This is a genomic window from Sorangium sp. So ce185, from assembly GCF_051526825.1.
Lineage (GTDB): Bacteria > Myxococcota_A > Polyangia > Polyangiales > Polyangiaceae > Sorangium > Sorangium cellulosum_D.
On the sequence record NZ_CP150316.1, the window covers coordinates 9,495,861 to 9,512,286 of the forward strand.

Sequence of the window (16,426 nt, forward strand, 5' to 3'; positions counted from 1 at the left end):
CCGGCGCTCCTCAATAGGGGCAGGCCAGCACCTCCGGCGCGCTCACGCCCTGCGTGCTCACGCCCGAGATGACGTTGTCCTCCGGATGAAAGAGCGCCTGGGCGCCAGCCGGCCCCGACATCCAGCATTGCTGCTGGATGGATTGTGATTGCCTCCCGCGCGAGGGGTCGCAGCGCCCCACCGTGGCGCCGCGGACCGTGACGTCGCTGGCCTCTATCTTGATACCGGGATGGGAGCCCGACGTGAGGCGCAGGGCATTGTCGAAGACGAGCAATCGCTTCAGGGTCACGTCTCCCACTCGGACCGCGGTCACGGGCAGCGTCGTTCGCGAGCTCAGGAGCACGCCGTAGAGCCCGTTTCCCCAGGACGCGACGTCCCGGAGCGCCACCCCGGTGCCTGCCTGGACGTGCACGCCGTGGCTCGCGTTGTATGCGGAGACGACCCGCTCGATCAGGATCCCCGTCGGACGGTCCTCCTCGATGGCGCTCGCCAGCATGACGCCGGCGCCGCCGTTGTGATGAAAGTAGCTGTCCTGGACCACGACGTTCGCCGGCACCGCGCTGGGGATCCCGGGCCTAGGGGGGACCTGGGCGGAGATCCACAGGCCATGTCCGCCGCTGCCCGTCGCGGAGCCGTCGACGGGATGGATCAAGCTGTGGTGAACATTGCAGTTTCGCACGGTCACGTTGGCGGTGATGATCTTGATCGCGCTGGCGCCGATCGGGCCGTTGATGTTCTTGATCTCGCAGTTCTCCACGAGGATGGGCGGCGTGTCGTGGTGCCCGGCGATGGAGGACAGGTAGATGCCGCCCTTCGCCGTGCCGTCCACGATCACGTTCCGGATGACGCCCCCGGAGCCCCAGGAGAAGCCGATGCCCTCCAGATTGGACGGCTTGCAGGAAGGGAGCTGGGGCGCGAGGGGCGCGTAGCGCACGATGACGTTCTCCACCTTGCAGTCGGCGCACGTGTTGAGGTGGATGCCGCTGTTGGCCGTCCTGCGTGGTCCATCCGTGAGCGCGATCTGCAGATTGCGGATCCAGAGCCCCCGGACCGCGCTGACGGCGGTCCCGTCCCGCTTGACGACCTCGCTGACCTGGATGGCCCCGGGGTACTGCTCCGGATTGCAGGGTATCGCCACGAGGGTCGCGGTCCCGGGATCGCCCGGGCCGGCGTGGGGAGACAGCTCCGGCCCCTCCAGGGTCAGCGCGTCGTAGTGAGGTCGCAGCGGGCTGCGCAGCACGTATCGCCCCGCGGGGAAGGCCACGATGCGCCTGCGGGCGCGCAGCGACGCCGCGCACTCGATGGCCGTCGCGATGCCCGGGCTGTCGTCGACGTTCGTGCTGTGGTCGACGGACGCGTCGGCGGAGAACGGCCATTCCGCCGGCCTCGCCAGGTAGGGAAGGACGTTGACCACGCCGTCCGGGTCGACGGAGCCCGGCAGGCAGCAGCGCGCCCCCTGGCAAGCATTCAGATCCTCGTGCAGCGTCCTGGTCCCGAGGCAACCGCCGCTGGCGGGGCAGAAGGGCCCCGTGCAGACCGGAGACAGCGCGGCGGCATCAGGGCAGGCGACGCCGGTCGTCTCGTCGGCCACGAAGGGCGGCTCGGTGTAGGGCGCATCGAGGTCGCAGAAATCCCGGGACGCAGCGCTCTCCATCGCATCAGGGGGAACCCCCCAGCCAGCCTCGTCGCAGCCGGCGCTGTCCGGGGGCGGGGTGGCTCCGGCTGGAGCGGAGACGAGCGCGAGCAAGACTCCGATCCAGATCTTCACAAACCGCTGGTCCAACGACACACATACCTCCTTCTCGGACGAGGGGGTAATCCGGGACTTTCAGGTGCAAGGAGCGAGCGCTGGCGTCGAGCGGAGCATCGTTGTGCGAAGACGCGGGCTACCCCGGCCGGGGTAGCCGCGGCGCGATCGCACGACCGTCCGCTCCACGCGTCTGGCATGAGCGATTCTCCTGAGCGGGCGTGCCGCGCGCGGCGCGGCGGCCCGTCCCAGCGAGCGCGGAGAGGGCACGTCGACGACGGGGATGCTGCGAGCCGGGGCGCGCTGGCTCGCAGTCAGCGGAGCGCGGGGCTGTCCGCGACAGTCGCTCTCAAGACCGGTATGCCCGTTGCGGTGAACGCGCCGGAGGCTCCGTCCCTCGGGCCCGCCCCGCGGCCGCGAATGCCACGTGGCTTGTCACGCTCGACGGCTCTGCGCAAGCGCCGCCTCCGAGCGCATCGCGGAGGCCCGCCGGGGCGCTCGGGGGACGAGCCCACGACGGCCGAGCGGGTTTCGTGAAGGACGGGCGCGCGGCCTGCGACAGGGCGTTGCGCCGCAGGAGCCGCGAGCTCCCGCGCGCGCCGGGCTCGCGCTCGAGCCCGACGCTGCACGACGGAGGCGCGATCAGCGCTCGCGCTTGACGCGCATGCCCCCGCCGAAGCTGACCGTCCACACCTCGTCGAGGTCGTGCTGGTTCCAGAACACCCGCACCGGCTGCTGGAACGAGTAACCGTCGTCGCGGAAGAACGTCGGCGCGTCGTCGTTGAGGTTCTCGGTGATCCAGAGCCCGTCCCGCTCGGTCGTCATGTACATGCGGTCCGGGTCGCGCGGGTCGATCGCGCACGACTCGACGCGGACCTTGTCGCTGATGCGCTGCCAGGTCAAACCGCGATCCCTCGTCCGGTACAGCCCGCCGAAGAAGCGGTCATCGTGGCTGAACACCGTCACGTACCACGTGCTCTCGGTGCGGTCGTTCGGATCGACGACGATGTCTTTCGTCCAGTAGTGCATCTCCGGCGAGGAGCGATCCTCCCACGCCGACGCGCCGGGCGGCAGGAGGAACACGCCCGATCGATCGGTGAACGTCCGGGTGTTGCCGGGCTGATGGCCGGAGTAGGTCGCGACGATGCTCCCGTCCTTCAGCACGTGGACGTTGAACGCGTGCCCCTGCGTCCGCGGCGGGGCGGGGAGCGGCTCGGGCGCCGCGCCGGGCGCGCTCAGATCGAGGCGGACGATGCCGCCCGACACGCTGTTGACCGTGCTCGCATAGAGCTGGTCCGGATCGTTCGGATCGAGCGCCAGCCAGATGACGGGGCGGCCCAGATCGGCGACGGGCGACCACGTGGCGCCCTTGTCCTCGGAGATCATGATTCCCCCTCTGGCCGGGCGGGCCTCCGTACCGTCGATGCGGGCGTCGCGCATCCAGGGGCTCTGGTAGATGTCGTGGACGCTGCCGGTGGCCGCGTAGAGCGCTCCGGTGATCGGGTGCTGGACGGCGTGGTAGGTGGTGTTCAGGGTCAGGCCGTTCGCGCCGTCGCGAGCCCACGACCTGCCGCCATCCTCGCTGTAGGCGCTCCGGATGTCCGTGAGCGAAGCGAAGATGGTGTGTTTGTCGGGGAAAGTCAGCCACCAGCCCGACGTCTGCTCGACGCCGCTCGTGCGGTAGAACCGGGACTTCGGGGTATCCGTGCCCCTCCGGTTCTCGTCCGCCGGGTCCACGTACGCCTGATGGAAGCTCTTCCCGCCGTCGTCGCTGACGTGGACGAACCCGAGATCGGTGATCGCCACCCGGCGGGAATCCTCGGGCGACACCGAGAGGCCGAGCGCGTACTCGCCGAAGTCCCAGCCCATGTCGCCGCCGAACCCGCTCCAGCCGGTGGCGATGTTGGCGTTGTGATCGCTCCGGAACACGTGCCGCCAGCTGGCCCCGCCGTCGACGGTCTTCAGCACGATGGGCGCGAGCGTCTGGCGGTCGCCGCCGGCGACGTACGCGACGCCGGGGTCGTCCGCGGACGTGGCGACGAACGCGAGCTTGTCGCTCGGTCCGAGCCCGTTCGTCGCGGAAATCCAGCGCTTCTCGCCGAGCTTGAGCCGATAGAGGCCGGCGTAAGCGTCGAGCTCCCCGCCGGTCGTGTTCGCGGTGACGAGGGGGTTGCCGCCGCTGTCGGCGGCGGAGAAGGTGACCGCGAAGAAGCGGGCCCGCCTGCCGTGCCCGACCCCCGCGAACGAGACGATCTTCTCGCCCTGCGGGAGGCCGCCGATCGAGGTGTCGAGCGCGAAGCTCGCGCCGCCGTTGCGCGAGACGAGCAGCCCGTCGCTCGTGCCGGCGTAGATGTCGTCGCCGTCCCAGTGCACGCCGCCGACCCGGAGGCCGCCGGGCCAGTCCGTCGTGTGGACCAGGTGGAAGCTGCTGCCGCCGTCGAGCGAAGCGTAGAGCTGGCGCGTGTCCGAGATGAGCAGCCGCTCGGTGTCGCAGGGGTCCGCGAACAGGTAGTGGGCGTCTCCGGGCGTCCCCGGGGTGGTGACGGGCGCCTCCCACGTCGCTCCCCCGTCGGTGCTCTTGGCCAGCGTGGCCGCGTCGAAAATGACGTCCTCGGGGCCTCTGTAGGTCACGGCGTAGAGGACATCCGGGTCGGCGGTGAACCGGAATTGCGAGAGGACGCCGCCCTGGATGTCGCGAAAATCGAGGTTCGTCCACTTCCTGCCGAAATCCCTCGTGCGGTACACGCCCCGCATGTCGCTGGCCATGAAGATCTCGCGGCCGTCGTGGGGGTTGATCGACGGTGAAAAGAGGGCTCCTCCGCCGCCCACGCCGCGCGATCGCCACCTGCCGCGCGCGCCGCCGCTCCCGTGCCCGTGGTGGCGGCGCTCCTCCGTCCGATCGGCGCCGAGCGCGGACGACGCGAGGCGGGCGCTCCCCAGGGCCGCCGGCTCGCCGGTCGATACCTCGGCGCAGCCTCCCGCGAGCAGCCCTGCGCCGACGGCCAGCAAGCTCGTCACCCTCCTGATGCACGCGACGGCGCCAACCTCGATGCTCATGCTCTCTCCTTCCGTGCGGACGTCCCGAGATTCACCAGCCCCCGGGACAGGAACCTGGTGCATAGGCTCCTTGCGCTCGCGATGCGACAATGAGCGCAGGACGCAATTCTATGAGCACATCACAGGATCTCGACAGAGGGAATCCATTCGACCGTCGCAATCGTGCGCAGCGGCGCCGGCGCCGAATGTGCGCAGCCGTGTTGACGGCACTTCTACACGCTCGCAGCGGCTCTATTCGCGTTGACTCGCCCACGCACCGACGGGTCCGTGTGTCAACTCCCGGTTGACACCGTGTACAACACCATTTGACGGTGGCGACTGGATCTTTCGGCGGAGAATGGCGAAAGGCGGGCCATGGTGAAACATTACAGCAGAGGCGCGCGTTCAGGTCATCGCGCGGGCTCCGCTCCGTGGCCCGAGTATTGCTGATGCGTGAGGTCCTATGCAACACCGGGTCCTGTTCACGCGCACCATGTCTCTGCGCGCGCTTTCTCTTGCGGCGCTGATGGCCGCCCTCCCCGCCTGCGGTGACGACACGACGGGCTCCAGCTCCGGTGGCTCCTCGTCCAGCGGCTCCAGCGCGTCGGCCGGCGGCGCCGGTGCCTCGTCCAGCGGCTCCAGCGCGTCGGCCGGCGGCGCCGGTGCCTCGTCCAGCGTCTCCAGCGCGTCGGCCGGCGGCGCCGGGCCCTCGTCCAGCAGCTCCAGCGCTTCGTCGGGCGGCGAGAGCTCATCCTCCGGCGGTCCCGGCGATCCTGGGACCTCCGCGGACTGCGTCGACCTGGTGACCAACCCGGACATCAACTGGCGCGAGTCGTCCTTGAAGAGCGACCAGGAGATCGTCCAGTGCCTGGCGCAGACCCTGGGGCGGCCGGTGGGGTACGGGGAAAAAGCCCTGGGCGGCTTCGACCCCAATGGCAAAAGCCGCCTGACGGTGATCACCACCCGCTCCGACGTCTCGGTGGAGCAGCAGATCTACGACGCCGTCTCCAGCGACGAGCACAACTGGGTGGTGTTCGACAAGGACGATTTCAAGAGCGATCACGACATCGCCATGTACCGCCTGAAATGCGGCGAGCCCGCGGTCCTGGCCAAGCTTGGCGCCACCGAGCGACAGTGCGTCAATTACCAGGAGTGGTGCAGCGCCAAAGGCGTGCCGGCGGCCGACTGCGAACACCAGTTCTTCAACGTCGCCCTGAACGACGCGAGCCTGCCCATCCGCAACGTGGTGATCGGCTCCAACACCACCATCGATGGTCGCATGAGCCGCGCCGTCTTTCGCTTCAGCGGCTTCGCCATAGGCCGCGACAGCACCGGCACGCCGACCCAGACCGCCGAGAGCGTGATCCTCACCCACCTGAGCTTCAAGGGCGCCGGTCACGTGGAAGACCACGGCCTGGATCCGGACATGATCCGCTCCACCGGCGCGTCCCACGACATCTGGATTCACAAGAACAGCTTCAGCTTCACCGGGGACTCCGCCTTCGACGTGAAGGTCGGCGCCCACGACATCACCATGTCGTTCAACCGCGTCCTCGACGTGAAGCGGGCCACCCTGCACGGATCCAGCGACGACCACACCATCGACGCCCAGATCACCACCACCATGCATCACAACGCGTTCATCACCAGCGAGCCGTTCTACGACGAAGGCCGCGGCACGGCCCGGAGGGTGCCCTTGCTGCGCCGCGGCTCGTCGCACATGTTCAACAACATGTTCATGAACTACTACAAGGACTTCGCGAGCGTGCGGGTCGGCGGCACCCTGCTGTTCGAAGACAACGTCTTTCTGGGCGGAACGCCCGTCCAGAGCGAGAAGAGCGATCGGGGCGCCGCCTTCAACGAATGGACGACGAAGCGGCTCTCGAGCAACGTCGTGGACGACGGCAATTTCACCGCCACCGGCTCGCTCGCCTGGTTCTCCGATGACGAGTGCGTCATCGACGCGACCTACGAAGCCGCGGTCTCGGGCGGCGGCGGCGCGGCGCGGGATCTCTCCCAGGATTACTCAGGGGAATCGCGCGCGCTGATCGGCGAGCATAAGCTCCGCGCCGGCCAAGACTTGGTGGATTACGTCAATGCGACCGCGGGCAAAGACGGCGCCGTGCCGTTCAACTCGCCGCTCTCCGAGGGGCGCGACGCCATCCTCGGACTGCCCCACGAAGCCTGCATTCGCTAGCGGCCCGCCGCCTGCGCCCCGTGGTAGCATGCGGCGAGCATGCGTACGTCACGCAGGAGGGCGCGAGCGCTGCTGTTTGCGATCGTGGCGCCGTGCGTTGCGCCCCTCGCTTCGAGCGCCGCGCGCGCCGACGATCGCCCCTTCGCCTTGCGGTGGACGGCCCCCGCCGGCTGCCCCGAGGGCGCGGCGGTCGAGGCCGAGATCACCCGGCTCCTCGGAGACCAGAGCCCCCCTTCGAGCGGCGCGCTGCGGGCGGTGGGCGCGATCGCGCCCGCGGGCAGCGGTTTCGAGCTGCACATCGAGCTCTCTCGCGACGGATGGAGCAGCGCGCGGACCGTGCGCGGCGCGACGTGCCGCGCGCTCGCCGACGCGGGGGCCCTCATCGTGGCGATGGCGATCGATCCGGACGCCGCGGCGCGGTCGGGCACGGCAGCGGCGGACGATCGTTCGATCGCCGGGGCGCGTCCGGCCAATCCCGCCCCGGAGCCCCCGGCCGCCGCCGCTCGCGCCGCCGAGCCCGCGCCGCCGAGGGGCCCGCCCACGGCCCCGCCCAGGTCCGCGCCGCCGACGCGGGCGCGCGCGCGGCCGACGGAGGGCTCGGCCGAGAGAGCCCCCCTGTTTCGCGTCGGGCTCGGCGGCATGAGCGATCTGGGCACGATGCAACGGCTGAGCGGCGCCATCGAGCCCTGGGCGGGCGTCGTCGTCGGCCCCGCGCGGCTCGAGGCCGGGGCCTCGTTCTGGCCCGGCAGAAGGGCGGAGTCCGCGGCCAAGCCCGGCACCGGCGGGACCATCGATCTCGTCGCCGGCTCCCTCACGGCGTGCGCCCTCTTGCCGCCTCTCGAGCGCGCCGTTCGCCCGGATTTCGAGGTCGGCGTGCCCTGCGCCGGCGTCGAGCTCGGGCGCATGCACGCCGAGGGGTACGGCGTGAGCGACCCAGGCGAAGGGAGCGGCGTGTGGGTCGCGTTACGCAGCGGCGCGGCGGCCTCCTGGATCGTGGCGCCGTGGATGCGCTTGAGGCTCCGTCTCGAGGCGGTGGTGCCGCTCGAGCGCCCGCGCTTCGTGCTCGAAGGCGTCGGCGAGGTCCACGAGCCGAGCGTCGCGGCGCGGGCGGCCCTGGGGCTCGAGCTCGCGTTGTGACGGGCGCGGTCGTTTTCTTCACGGAATCGGCGCGCGCTGGCCATGGGCGAGGGTGGCCGCCCGTGCCGTCACCCTGAGCGCCGAGTCTGCCGGAGCGGAGGTTGCGCCCCCGGCAGAAGCGGCAGACTGCGCGGTCGCGCTCGAGTTCGACGCGATCTACGAGCGCTATTTCGATTTCGTCTGGCGCAACGTACGCCGGCTCGGCGTCCCGGACTGCCACGCCGACGACGCGGTGCAGGAGGTGTTCCTCGTCGTCCACCGGAAGCTCCCGGCGTTCGAGCCCCGTTCCACGGTCCGCGCGTGGCTCTCGGGCATCGTCGCGCGCGTCGCGCGGGAGCACCGGAGGGCCTACGTGCGCAAGAGCCCGCTCGCGCGATCGCTGGCCCCGCCGCTCGATCCGGACGAGGTGGAGAGCGGCGCGGCCGGCGGTGACGAAGCGCTGGCGCAGGCGCAGGCGACGCGGCTCTTGCACGCGCTGCTCGAGGGGCTGGACGACCACAAGCGCGCCGTCTTCGTGCTCGCGGAGCTCGAGCAGATGACGGCGCCGGAGATCGCGGAGGCGACCGGGGCCAACCTGAACACCGTTTACGCGCGCCTCCGGGCGGCACGCAAGGAGTTCGAGCAGGGCGTGGCGCGCCTGCGGGCGCGCGACGGGTGGAGGTCGCGATGAACGCAGGGCCCCGGCGCGCGGCGCGGAGCACGCAGGATGGCAGGGAGGCATGAGTCAGCTCGGGCCCCTGTCGCGATCGATCATCGAGGCCGCCCGCAACGGCGATCGGAGCACGGCGGCGGACCGCGCGCGCGTGCGCGCGAAGCTGCGGAAGAGCCTGGCCGCCGGAGCGGCCGTCACGGCGGGCGGGGCCGCGAAGGCCGGCTTTGCGATGGTCTCGGCCAAGGCGGCGCTGCCGTGGGGGGTCGTGGCGCTGCTCGCGCCCGCGGCGGTCGTGACCGCGCTGCATGCGGCGCAGGGCGAGCCGAAGGCCGTTCCGCGCGCGAGCACGGCCAGCGCGGCGGTCATCGAGAGAGCGCGCGCGGCGGCCGCGGCGCAGCCGGCGGCGAGCGACGACCGCGCGCCCGCGGCGAGCCCGCGCGCGCCGGCGGAGAGCCCGCGCGCGCCGCCCCGGCCGATCGAGCCGGCGGACGGCGAGGAGCTCGACCCGCCCCAGGCGGCGAGGACGCGGCCCACGACGCCCAGGCGGGCGCCTCGGCCCGCCGCTTCCGGCGGACCGGGAGCGCCGCCCGAGGTGCCGGCGGAAGACCCGCTCGTCGCCGAGACGCGGCGGCTGCGCGAGGTCCACGAGGCGCTCCGGCGCGGCGACCCGGCGCGCGCGCTCTCGCTGCTCGACGCCGCGGATGCGGGCGGGCAAGAGCTGCGGGAGGAGCGGGCCGCTGCCCGCGTCGTCGCGCTGTGCGATCTCGGCAAGACGGCGGAAGGTCGCGCGGCGATGGTCGAGCTCCTGCGGAAGAGCCCCGGTTCGCCGTACTCGGGCCGCGTGCGCGCTGCGTGCGAAGAGAAATGATTCGAGAGGACGTTTCTCACACGGAATCCTCCGCGCGCGACCATGAGCCGGTGGAGAGGAGCGAACATGAAAATCCAGATGCTCATCGGCGCAGCGGGCCTGACGATCGTGGCGGCGATGTTCTCGTGCACTCCCGAGATCATCGCGATCGGGCAGGACAAGCAGCAGGTCGCGTGCAACACCGACGCCGAATGCGGCCCAGGGGAGACGTGCGGCGCGGGCGCGTGCCAGGCGAGCTGCGCCGCGGACGCGGACTGCCCTTCGGGGCGCTCCTGCGTGAACGGCGCCTGCGTCGACGGCGCGGCGTCCGGCCAGTGCGCCGTCGACGCGGATTGCCCTGTGGGGTCAACCTGCATGAGCGGCGCCTGCGTCCATGGCTCGGCGTTCTGCGAGTGCACCACGGACGCGGATTGCCCGGGTGACCAGTTCTGCATGAGAGGCGACTCCTGCGGCTTCGGCGCGGGGCTCTGCGCGACCGACGCCGACTGCCCCGTCCATGGCCAGCTCTGCTCCGATGGCGTTTGCGAGGGGCCAGAGCAGGGTCACTGCACGTCGGACGCGGAGTGCGGCGAAGACCACGTGTGCATGGGTGAAGTCTGCAAGTCCACGCTGCCGGCGAAGGGCACGGAGCGCTGCGTGCCTCTGGTCGACCCCGAATGCGTCGCGGACGCCGATTGCCCTGGGGCTCTCCTCTGCGCCAGAAACGGCACCTGCATCGCCGATGGCCCTGCGCCCTGCACGATCGACGCCGACTGCCCCCTCCGGGGTCAGATCTGCACCGGTGACACGTGCGAGGGGCCGTCGGGCCAGCTCTGCGCGTCGGACGCGGATTGCCCCGCGAACCACGTGTGTATCTCTGAGGAGTGCAAGTCCACGTTGTGATACCGCGCCGTGAGCCTCCTCCACCCCCGGACCGCCCACGGCGCTCTCCAGGTGATGGCGCGAGCCGCCACCCCTGAAGACTGCAGCCTCTAGCGGGGCGCCTTCGAGCCGGCGCACCGGTCGTTTTCGCGGCCGAATCGCGCCGATCGGCCGCGCGCGCCGGTGGCATCGAGGTTGCCATGGCTCCGGACAAGCAGGCACGCCTCCCTGGCGCCGCCGGATCCGGCGATGGCCGGGAGGGCTCCCCGTCGACCTGCGGAACACGAACCGAGGGTGAATCCACATGCGAATTTCCGCGAGGGTCTCGAGCGCGCTGACGGCGGCATCGGCGATGATGATGGGCTGCGTGGCGGCGCCCGATCTCGACGAGCAGCTCGTGGGTGAGGTCGCGCAGCCCACCATCTGCGGCACCACGACCGATTTCCAGCACGTCGAGCAGTACGACGGCACCCTCGGCGTGACGACGGGGTTCGTCGGAGCGCATGAGTCCCCGGTCGGGCAGATCCAGTGGAAGAGCGATCTCGCGTCCCGCTACGCGAACCCGGGCAACGTGAGCGGCACCCGCACCTGCTCCGGCACGCTGATCGCGCACAACCTCTTCTTGACCGCCGGCCATTGCTTCGATCCCGACGGCAACGGCTGGACCTGGCCCCGGACCGCCTCGAGCACGCCGATCTCGGCGAGCCAGGGGGCCGTCGAGATGCGCGTCAACTTCGATTACCAGGAGGACCCGAGCGGCAACCTCAGGACGGCGGAGTCGTTCGACATCGTGTCCTTGCGCGAGTACCGGCAAGGCGGCCTCGATTACGCCATCGTGCAGCTCGCGCGGAGCGCCGCGGCGAGCTACGGCTTCACGGTGGTCTCGACGACGGACGCCGCCGTCAACGACATGCTCGCCGTCATCGGCCACCCGAGCGGCGAGCCCAAGCAGGTCGACGCGGGCCCCGCCACCAGCTTCAGCGGCGACTATATCCAGTATGGCTCGCTCGACACGCTCGGCGGCAACTCCGGCTCGGGCGTGCTCCACGCCGCGTCCGGCAAGATCGTCGGCGTCCACACGAACGGCGGGTGCACCTCGAGCGGCGGCGCGAATTCCGGCGTCAGGATCACGTCGATCCTCGAGGAGTCCCCGATCCTGCGCGACGTGACGCAGCGGCTCGTCGTGTTCGCCAAGGGCTCGGACAACGCCATCTGGCACAAGTTCTACGACGGCGGCTGGTCCGGCTGGACCTCGCTCGGCGGGAGCCTCACCTCGGCGCCCTCCGCCACGCTCACGCGGGAGGGCCGGCTGACGGTGTTCGCGAAGGGCTCGGACAACGCCATCTGGCACAAGTACTACGAGGGCGGCTGGTCGGGCTGGACCTCGCTCGGCGGCCCGCTCGCGTCGGCCCCCGCCGCGACCGTGACGCGCGAAGGGCGGCTGACGGTGTTCGCGCGCGGCACCGACAACGCCATCTGGCACAAGTACTATGACGGCGGCTGGTCCAGCTGGATCTCGCTCGGCGGCGCGACGACGCACGATCCGGCGGCGGTCGTCACGGCCGAGGGGCGCCTGGTCGTCTTCGCGAGGAGCTCGAGCGGCGAGCTCGTCCACCGCTACTACGACGGCGGCTGGTCCAGCTGGATCTCGCTCGGCGGCACCATCGCCTCGGGTCCGTCGGCGGTGGTCACGGCCGAGGGGCGGCTCACGGTGTTCGCGCGCGGCGCCGACAACGCCATCTGGCACAAGTACTATGACGGCGGCTGGTCCGGCTGGATCTCGCTCGGCGGCGCCACGGTGGATCAGCCCGGCTCCGCGGTCACGCCCGAGGGGCGCCTGGTCGTGTTCGCGCGCGGCACCGACAACGCCATCTGGCACAAGTACTACGACGGCGGCTGGTCGAGCTGGATCACGCTCGGCGGCGCGCTGACCTCGAGCCCGGCCGGGATCTGATGTCCAGCGCCTGGTCAGGGCTCCTCCGCGGCCCGGGATCTGGCGCGCCTCCTGACGGCCAGCTCGTACGCGTCGGCGAGCAACGGCCGCACCGCCTCGAACGTCGCGTCGCTCGGGTTGAGCACGCAGACCCAGGACTGCGGCGCATAGACAGGGTGCGGCATGATCCGGTCGAGGGCCGTGAAGTCATGGCCAGCGTTCGCGAGGCTCTCAGCGCCCGCCTGGCCGGGAGCTGGCGGCGGGGCGCCAAACAACGCACGGTATGTGTCCTTGCCAACCCCGATGTTCAGGCGGAACACGCCCGGGCGATCCAGGTTCGAGGCGCGGTCGAAGTCGCCGTAATCCTTGGTGACGATGGTCGCAAACGGAAACCTGTGCTTGGGCTCGAGGTTGCGCTCGGGATCGTAGATGAAGAACGTATCGCCCCACGCGAGCTCCGGGGCGCTGCCGCCGGCCTCCGGGCGCTCGACGTCGACGCCAGCAAACGTGTCGGCGATGTATCGGGCGATGGCAACTTCGTCCATGGGTGCTCCCTCCAGCGTGTCTGGTCCTGGCGCCTCGGAGATCCGCCGAGGCCCGACGGCGGCTCGCGCGCGGCGGCTTGACGTCGGCGCCCGGTGCTCCGCGGCACGGGCGGCAGCTTATCCGGGACGACGCGCCCGTGGTAGGGGCCGGCGCCGCCCGCTCCGCCATGGCGCCGCCGCCCCCTGAGCTGGCCCTGTCCTCGGATTTTCCCGCCATTTCGTGCCGGCATGCCGCGTGCTCGAGGCCGAGCGTCATGCCGACGCTCGAGCACAACGCCCTCGTCGAGATGTTCCGTGAGGACATCTCCGGCGCCGAGGCGTCAGCGGCAGAAATATCTATTATTTCAATGGGTTCCGACTGCCGCGTGGCCGAGTCCTCTTCCGGCGTGGCCCAACGCGGGCCCAACGAACCGCCTGTGAAGGCGCCAGCGTCCGCCGTGGCGGGGGCGGGGACGTCGTCTGACCGGGCGGCGCGCCGGAGGCGGAAGCTTCGGCGCTCGCCGAGCCCATGCCTGCTCCAGCGGACGCGGGTTGGCCTCCTCCTACCGAGCCGCCCTTTCCTCTCAGCTCGGGGATCGCCTCGTCCAGGGGGGCAAAGTCGCCCAGCCCAAGCTCGGCGATCTTGCGCGCGGCGCGCTTGTAGTGGTGGATCTGGCCGCTCGACTTGTGTCCGGTTCGGTCGGAGATCCACGTCTCCGTGCGACCATTCGCGAGCTTGATGGTAACGAAGGTCGCTCGAGTGTCGTGCAATCGGATGTTCAGCCTCGACTCCGTGGTCTCGAACAGCTCGGGTCGATCGACTCCCGCGCGTTGGAGGTGTTCTCTGAAGCGTTCCGCCCCGTGACAACCCGGCAAGGGGTCACACTTTGGCCCGACGAAGACACGCCGATTGTCCGGCCAGAGCTCGCGATAAGCACGAAGCGCGCGCACCACATCAGGCGATAGTGCCCAGGCACGGGGGTCATCGGTCTTGTTCTCATCGAGAACAACGGCTCCCCGGTCAAGGTCGACATCCGACCATTCGAGAGTTCCGGCCTCGTCGGCTCGCATTCCCTCGCGCGTGAGGAAGCCGTAGTAGATCCGGAAGCACAGCGGGACCAACTGACTCCTCATGAGGCGTTGATCCTCGTCGGGGTACAAGTAACCCTTTGCCTTGTTATTGTCTATCTTCGGAATCCACCCGCGTGGCAGCGGGTTGTGCGCGATGATGCGCGCGGGGTAGGCAGCCAGTGCCAGTAGCCGATGGATGACAATCGCAGTATTTCGGCGCGATCCGGGCTCCAGGTGCACCGGCAGCCGTGACATCGCGTGGTCAGCATGGTCGAGTGTGAAGCGCACGAGGGGAACAGGGCCTAGCACGTCGAGCACGTGGCCCAGCCTCTGCTCATATTTATCGGCTGTCCGAATCGCCTTCACATGATCCGGATACTGCTCGGCAAGCTTTCCAGAAAGAACCCGCTCAGCGAACTCGGCGAACGTGGTTTCCCCGGAGGCACGGGCGCGCGCTTCGCCCCTGCACAGGTGGTTGATCGCGATCCGGACGTCACGGAGCGCGCTGCCCTCGCGCGCGGCAGCCTGCTCCAGCAGCGGCAGGCCGAGCACGATCTGCCCGGCAGCGAGCAGGTGCCTGCTGAGATCGGCCAACACTTCCAGCCGCGCGTTGGCGTCGTGCTCGGTCCGACACGTCGGCAGGCTGAACGTGCGTCGCCCCGCCTCGCCGAGGCTCAGACGCGCGGTCCACGTGCTCCTGCGCAACCGGACTGACCCGGAGCCGTTGGCGCGCTTGTCGCCTGCCGCTGATGGCGCGGTGCCCTGCGGGCGCTCTGCAGAGCTCGACGCTCCCGGTAAGCTCGCACCTGGCGCGGCTCCCGCCTCCGGCGGCGAGGCGCGCCCACCAGGGCGGCTCGCACGTGCGCGGCGCTCGGTTGATCCGGCTGAAGGAACGGACGAGGTAGCGACTGCCGGCGAGCGCTTGGCGCGCGCCCGCAGCTGCGGTACGTCGGTCATGGGTCGGTCTCCGGGAACGCGGGGGTCGATCAAGGGCCCGTCCGGCGTTGGTAGCGCCGAGCGGGCCCGCTCTACTTCAGCGCCAGCCTAGCACGCCTCGCATCGGCGTGACGGGCGCTCGCTCGGCCGGTGGGCGGCTGCGGAACAGGTTCGAGCCCGGCAGAGGCAAGCACGGCGGCAACCCGAGCACGAAACGGTAATTCCGTGTCGCTGGTGATTCGACATGGTTGCGCCGTCGGCCTCGTCCATCGGGCCGAGCGCGGCGCCGTACCGGCGCCGTGGCAGCACTCCTTGACGCACCTGGAGCTGCACGACGTCGCGCGTGCGCCAGCGTCGCCTGCTCCCTGAATTAGGATCGGCGAGCGGGCGCGATCGGCACGCACGGGAGAGGTACGCGGCGAAAGTCCAACGCGACGCCGCTTCATGTGCTCGACTGGCGCGCTTCCCGGCGGGTAGCTCTGCACCGCAGACTAGCATGCCGATCGCTCGGACGTGGGCTTGAGACCGCGGGCGTCCCGCGCTCTGCCGCCTCCCACGCTGCTCGCAGGCTGCTTGCAAGTCTTCCTCCCCCCTCCATCGGCGGTCCCATTCGCTTCAGCGCCTCCAGGCGCGCAGCCTCCAGCCTCGACCGGCGTGGCGCCGTCGCCCGGCGCTTCTCCACGAGCTCACCGAGCACCTGCGCCGCGCGCTCCCACTGCTCCGCCGCCCCCGGCGCGTGCGCGATCCTTCGCACGGCGTTCCAGGGCGCTTCAAGCTGATCACACAGGTTGCCGATCTCGGGGTGCAGCCGTGCGATCGCGCGCAGGCGGCACCGGGTCTGCTTGTTCATCTGGAAACACTCTTCCAGGACGTGGCTCGGCGCGCGGACAACTCCGCACGCGAGCTCGTACCAGCGCCGCGAGCTCATGCGTTTACAAAAGCACCGAACCACAAACCTGCCAGGGCGAAGCCTTCATTTTTCCGTTCAACTTTAAAGAGCGTTAAAGCACAGTACAAGAGTCGGCGCCTGGCGAGGGTGACGGCATTAAAGTCTGATGTAACGTGCGACCAAGAGGACGCCGGTTCTCACGTGGCACCGTGACCTGACTGGCATTCGCTGGGGCCCGATCAGGTGACCTCGGTGTGCGGGGTGACCCCTCCGGCGATCCCACCGCCCGGCCGTCGAGCGGGGCCAGCCCTCCCGGCGCCGCGTCCGCCGGCCGCGCGTACGTCCACCTGGACGAGCTCCGCCTGCCGTCAGCCTCCCGTGTGGACGAGCTCCGCGGCCCCGTGCGCCGAGTTCGCGCCCCGCCGCGTGCTCGCGTCCAGGCGCCAGCCCCAGGCCGCCCCGGCGTCCGCCAGGACGAGCTCGCGCAGCGCCGCTCGGGCCGGCCCGCGGTTGTGCCCGGCGCGCGCCGCCCTGTCGCATGCGACAAAACGGAGGTCGGCGGCTCGCCGGAGACG

Annotated in this window: 10 protein-coding genes; 6 read left to right on the forward strand and 4 right to left on the reverse strand. The window is 70.5% G+C overall.

Annotation, left to right across the window (positions count from 1 at the left end; translation table 11 throughout):
• Window positions 1-10 precede the first annotated feature (10 nt).
• The gene (locus WMF26_RS34785) at window positions 11-1,789 is read right to left on the reverse strand and encodes a right-handed parallel beta-helix repeat-containing protein (protein WP_437996237.1); all 1,779 of its coding nucleotides are present in this window, start codon (window positions 1,787-1,789) and stop codon (window positions 11-13) included.
• Window positions 1,790-2,389: 600 nt separating this feature from the next.
• The gene (locus tag WMF26_RS34790) at window positions 2,390-4,804 is read right to left on the reverse strand and encodes a hypothetical protein (RefSeq protein WP_437996238.1); all 2,415 of its coding nucleotides are present in this window, start codon (window positions 4,802-4,804) and stop codon (window positions 2,390-2,392) included.
• 442 nt (window positions 4,805-5,246) lie between these two features.
• Between WMF26_RS34790 and WMF26_RS34795 the strand changes: the two genes are divergently transcribed.
• From WMF26_RS34795 to WMF26_RS34820, 6 genes are all read left to right on the forward strand, one after another.
• On the forward strand, window positions 5,247-6,980 hold the full coding sequence (locus WMF26_RS34795) for a pectate lyase (RefSeq protein WP_437996239.1): 1,734 nt from the start codon (window positions 5,247-5,249) through the stop codon (window positions 6,978-6,980).
• A 39-nt stretch (window positions 6,981-7,019) separates the two neighbouring features.
• Window positions 7,020-8,117, forward strand: a complete 1,098-nt coding sequence (locus tag WMF26_RS34800) for a hypothetical protein (RefSeq protein WP_437950468.1) — start codon at window positions 7,020-7,022, stop codon at window positions 8,115-8,117.
• 52 nt (window positions 8,118-8,169) lie between these two features.
• Window positions 8,170-8,787, forward strand: coding sequence for a sigma-70 family RNA polymerase sigma factor (locus WMF26_RS34805; RefSeq protein WP_063823552.1), 618 nt, complete (start codon window positions 8,170-8,172; stop codon window positions 8,785-8,787).
• Window positions 8,788-8,836: 49 nt separating this feature from the next.
• Window positions 8,837-9,637, forward strand: coding sequence for a hypothetical protein (locus WMF26_RS34810; RefSeq protein WP_437996240.1), 801 nt, complete (start codon window positions 8,837-8,839; stop codon window positions 9,635-9,637).
• A gap of 66 nt (window positions 9,638-9,703) precedes the next feature.
• Entirely contained in the window at window positions 9,704-10,519 is an 816-nt protein-coding gene (locus WMF26_RS34815; protein WP_437996241.1) for a DUF7107 domain-containing protein, read from the forward strand.
• 283 nt (window positions 10,520-10,802) lie between these two features.
• On the forward strand, window positions 10,803-12,452 hold the full coding sequence (locus tag WMF26_RS34820) for a trypsin-like peptidase domain-containing protein (RefSeq protein WP_437996242.1): 1,650 nt from the start codon (window positions 10,803-10,805) through the stop codon (window positions 12,450-12,452).
• 14 nt (window positions 12,453-12,466) lie between these two features.
• On the opposite strand, the gene WMF26_RS34825 is transcribed toward WMF26_RS34820, so the two are convergent.
• Complete coding sequence (locus WMF26_RS34825; protein ID WP_437332595.1) at window positions 12,467-12,976, reverse strand: DUF6194 family protein; 510 nt, start codon at window positions 12,974-12,976, stop codon at window positions 12,467-12,469.
• A gap of 339 nt (window positions 12,977-13,315) precedes the next feature.
• On the reverse strand, window positions 13,316-14,731 hold the full coding sequence (locus WMF26_RS34830) for a tyrosine-type recombinase/integrase (protein WP_437996243.1): 1,416 nt from the start codon (window positions 14,729-14,731) through the stop codon (window positions 13,316-13,318).
• Window positions 14,732-16,426 lie beyond the last annotated feature (1,695 nt).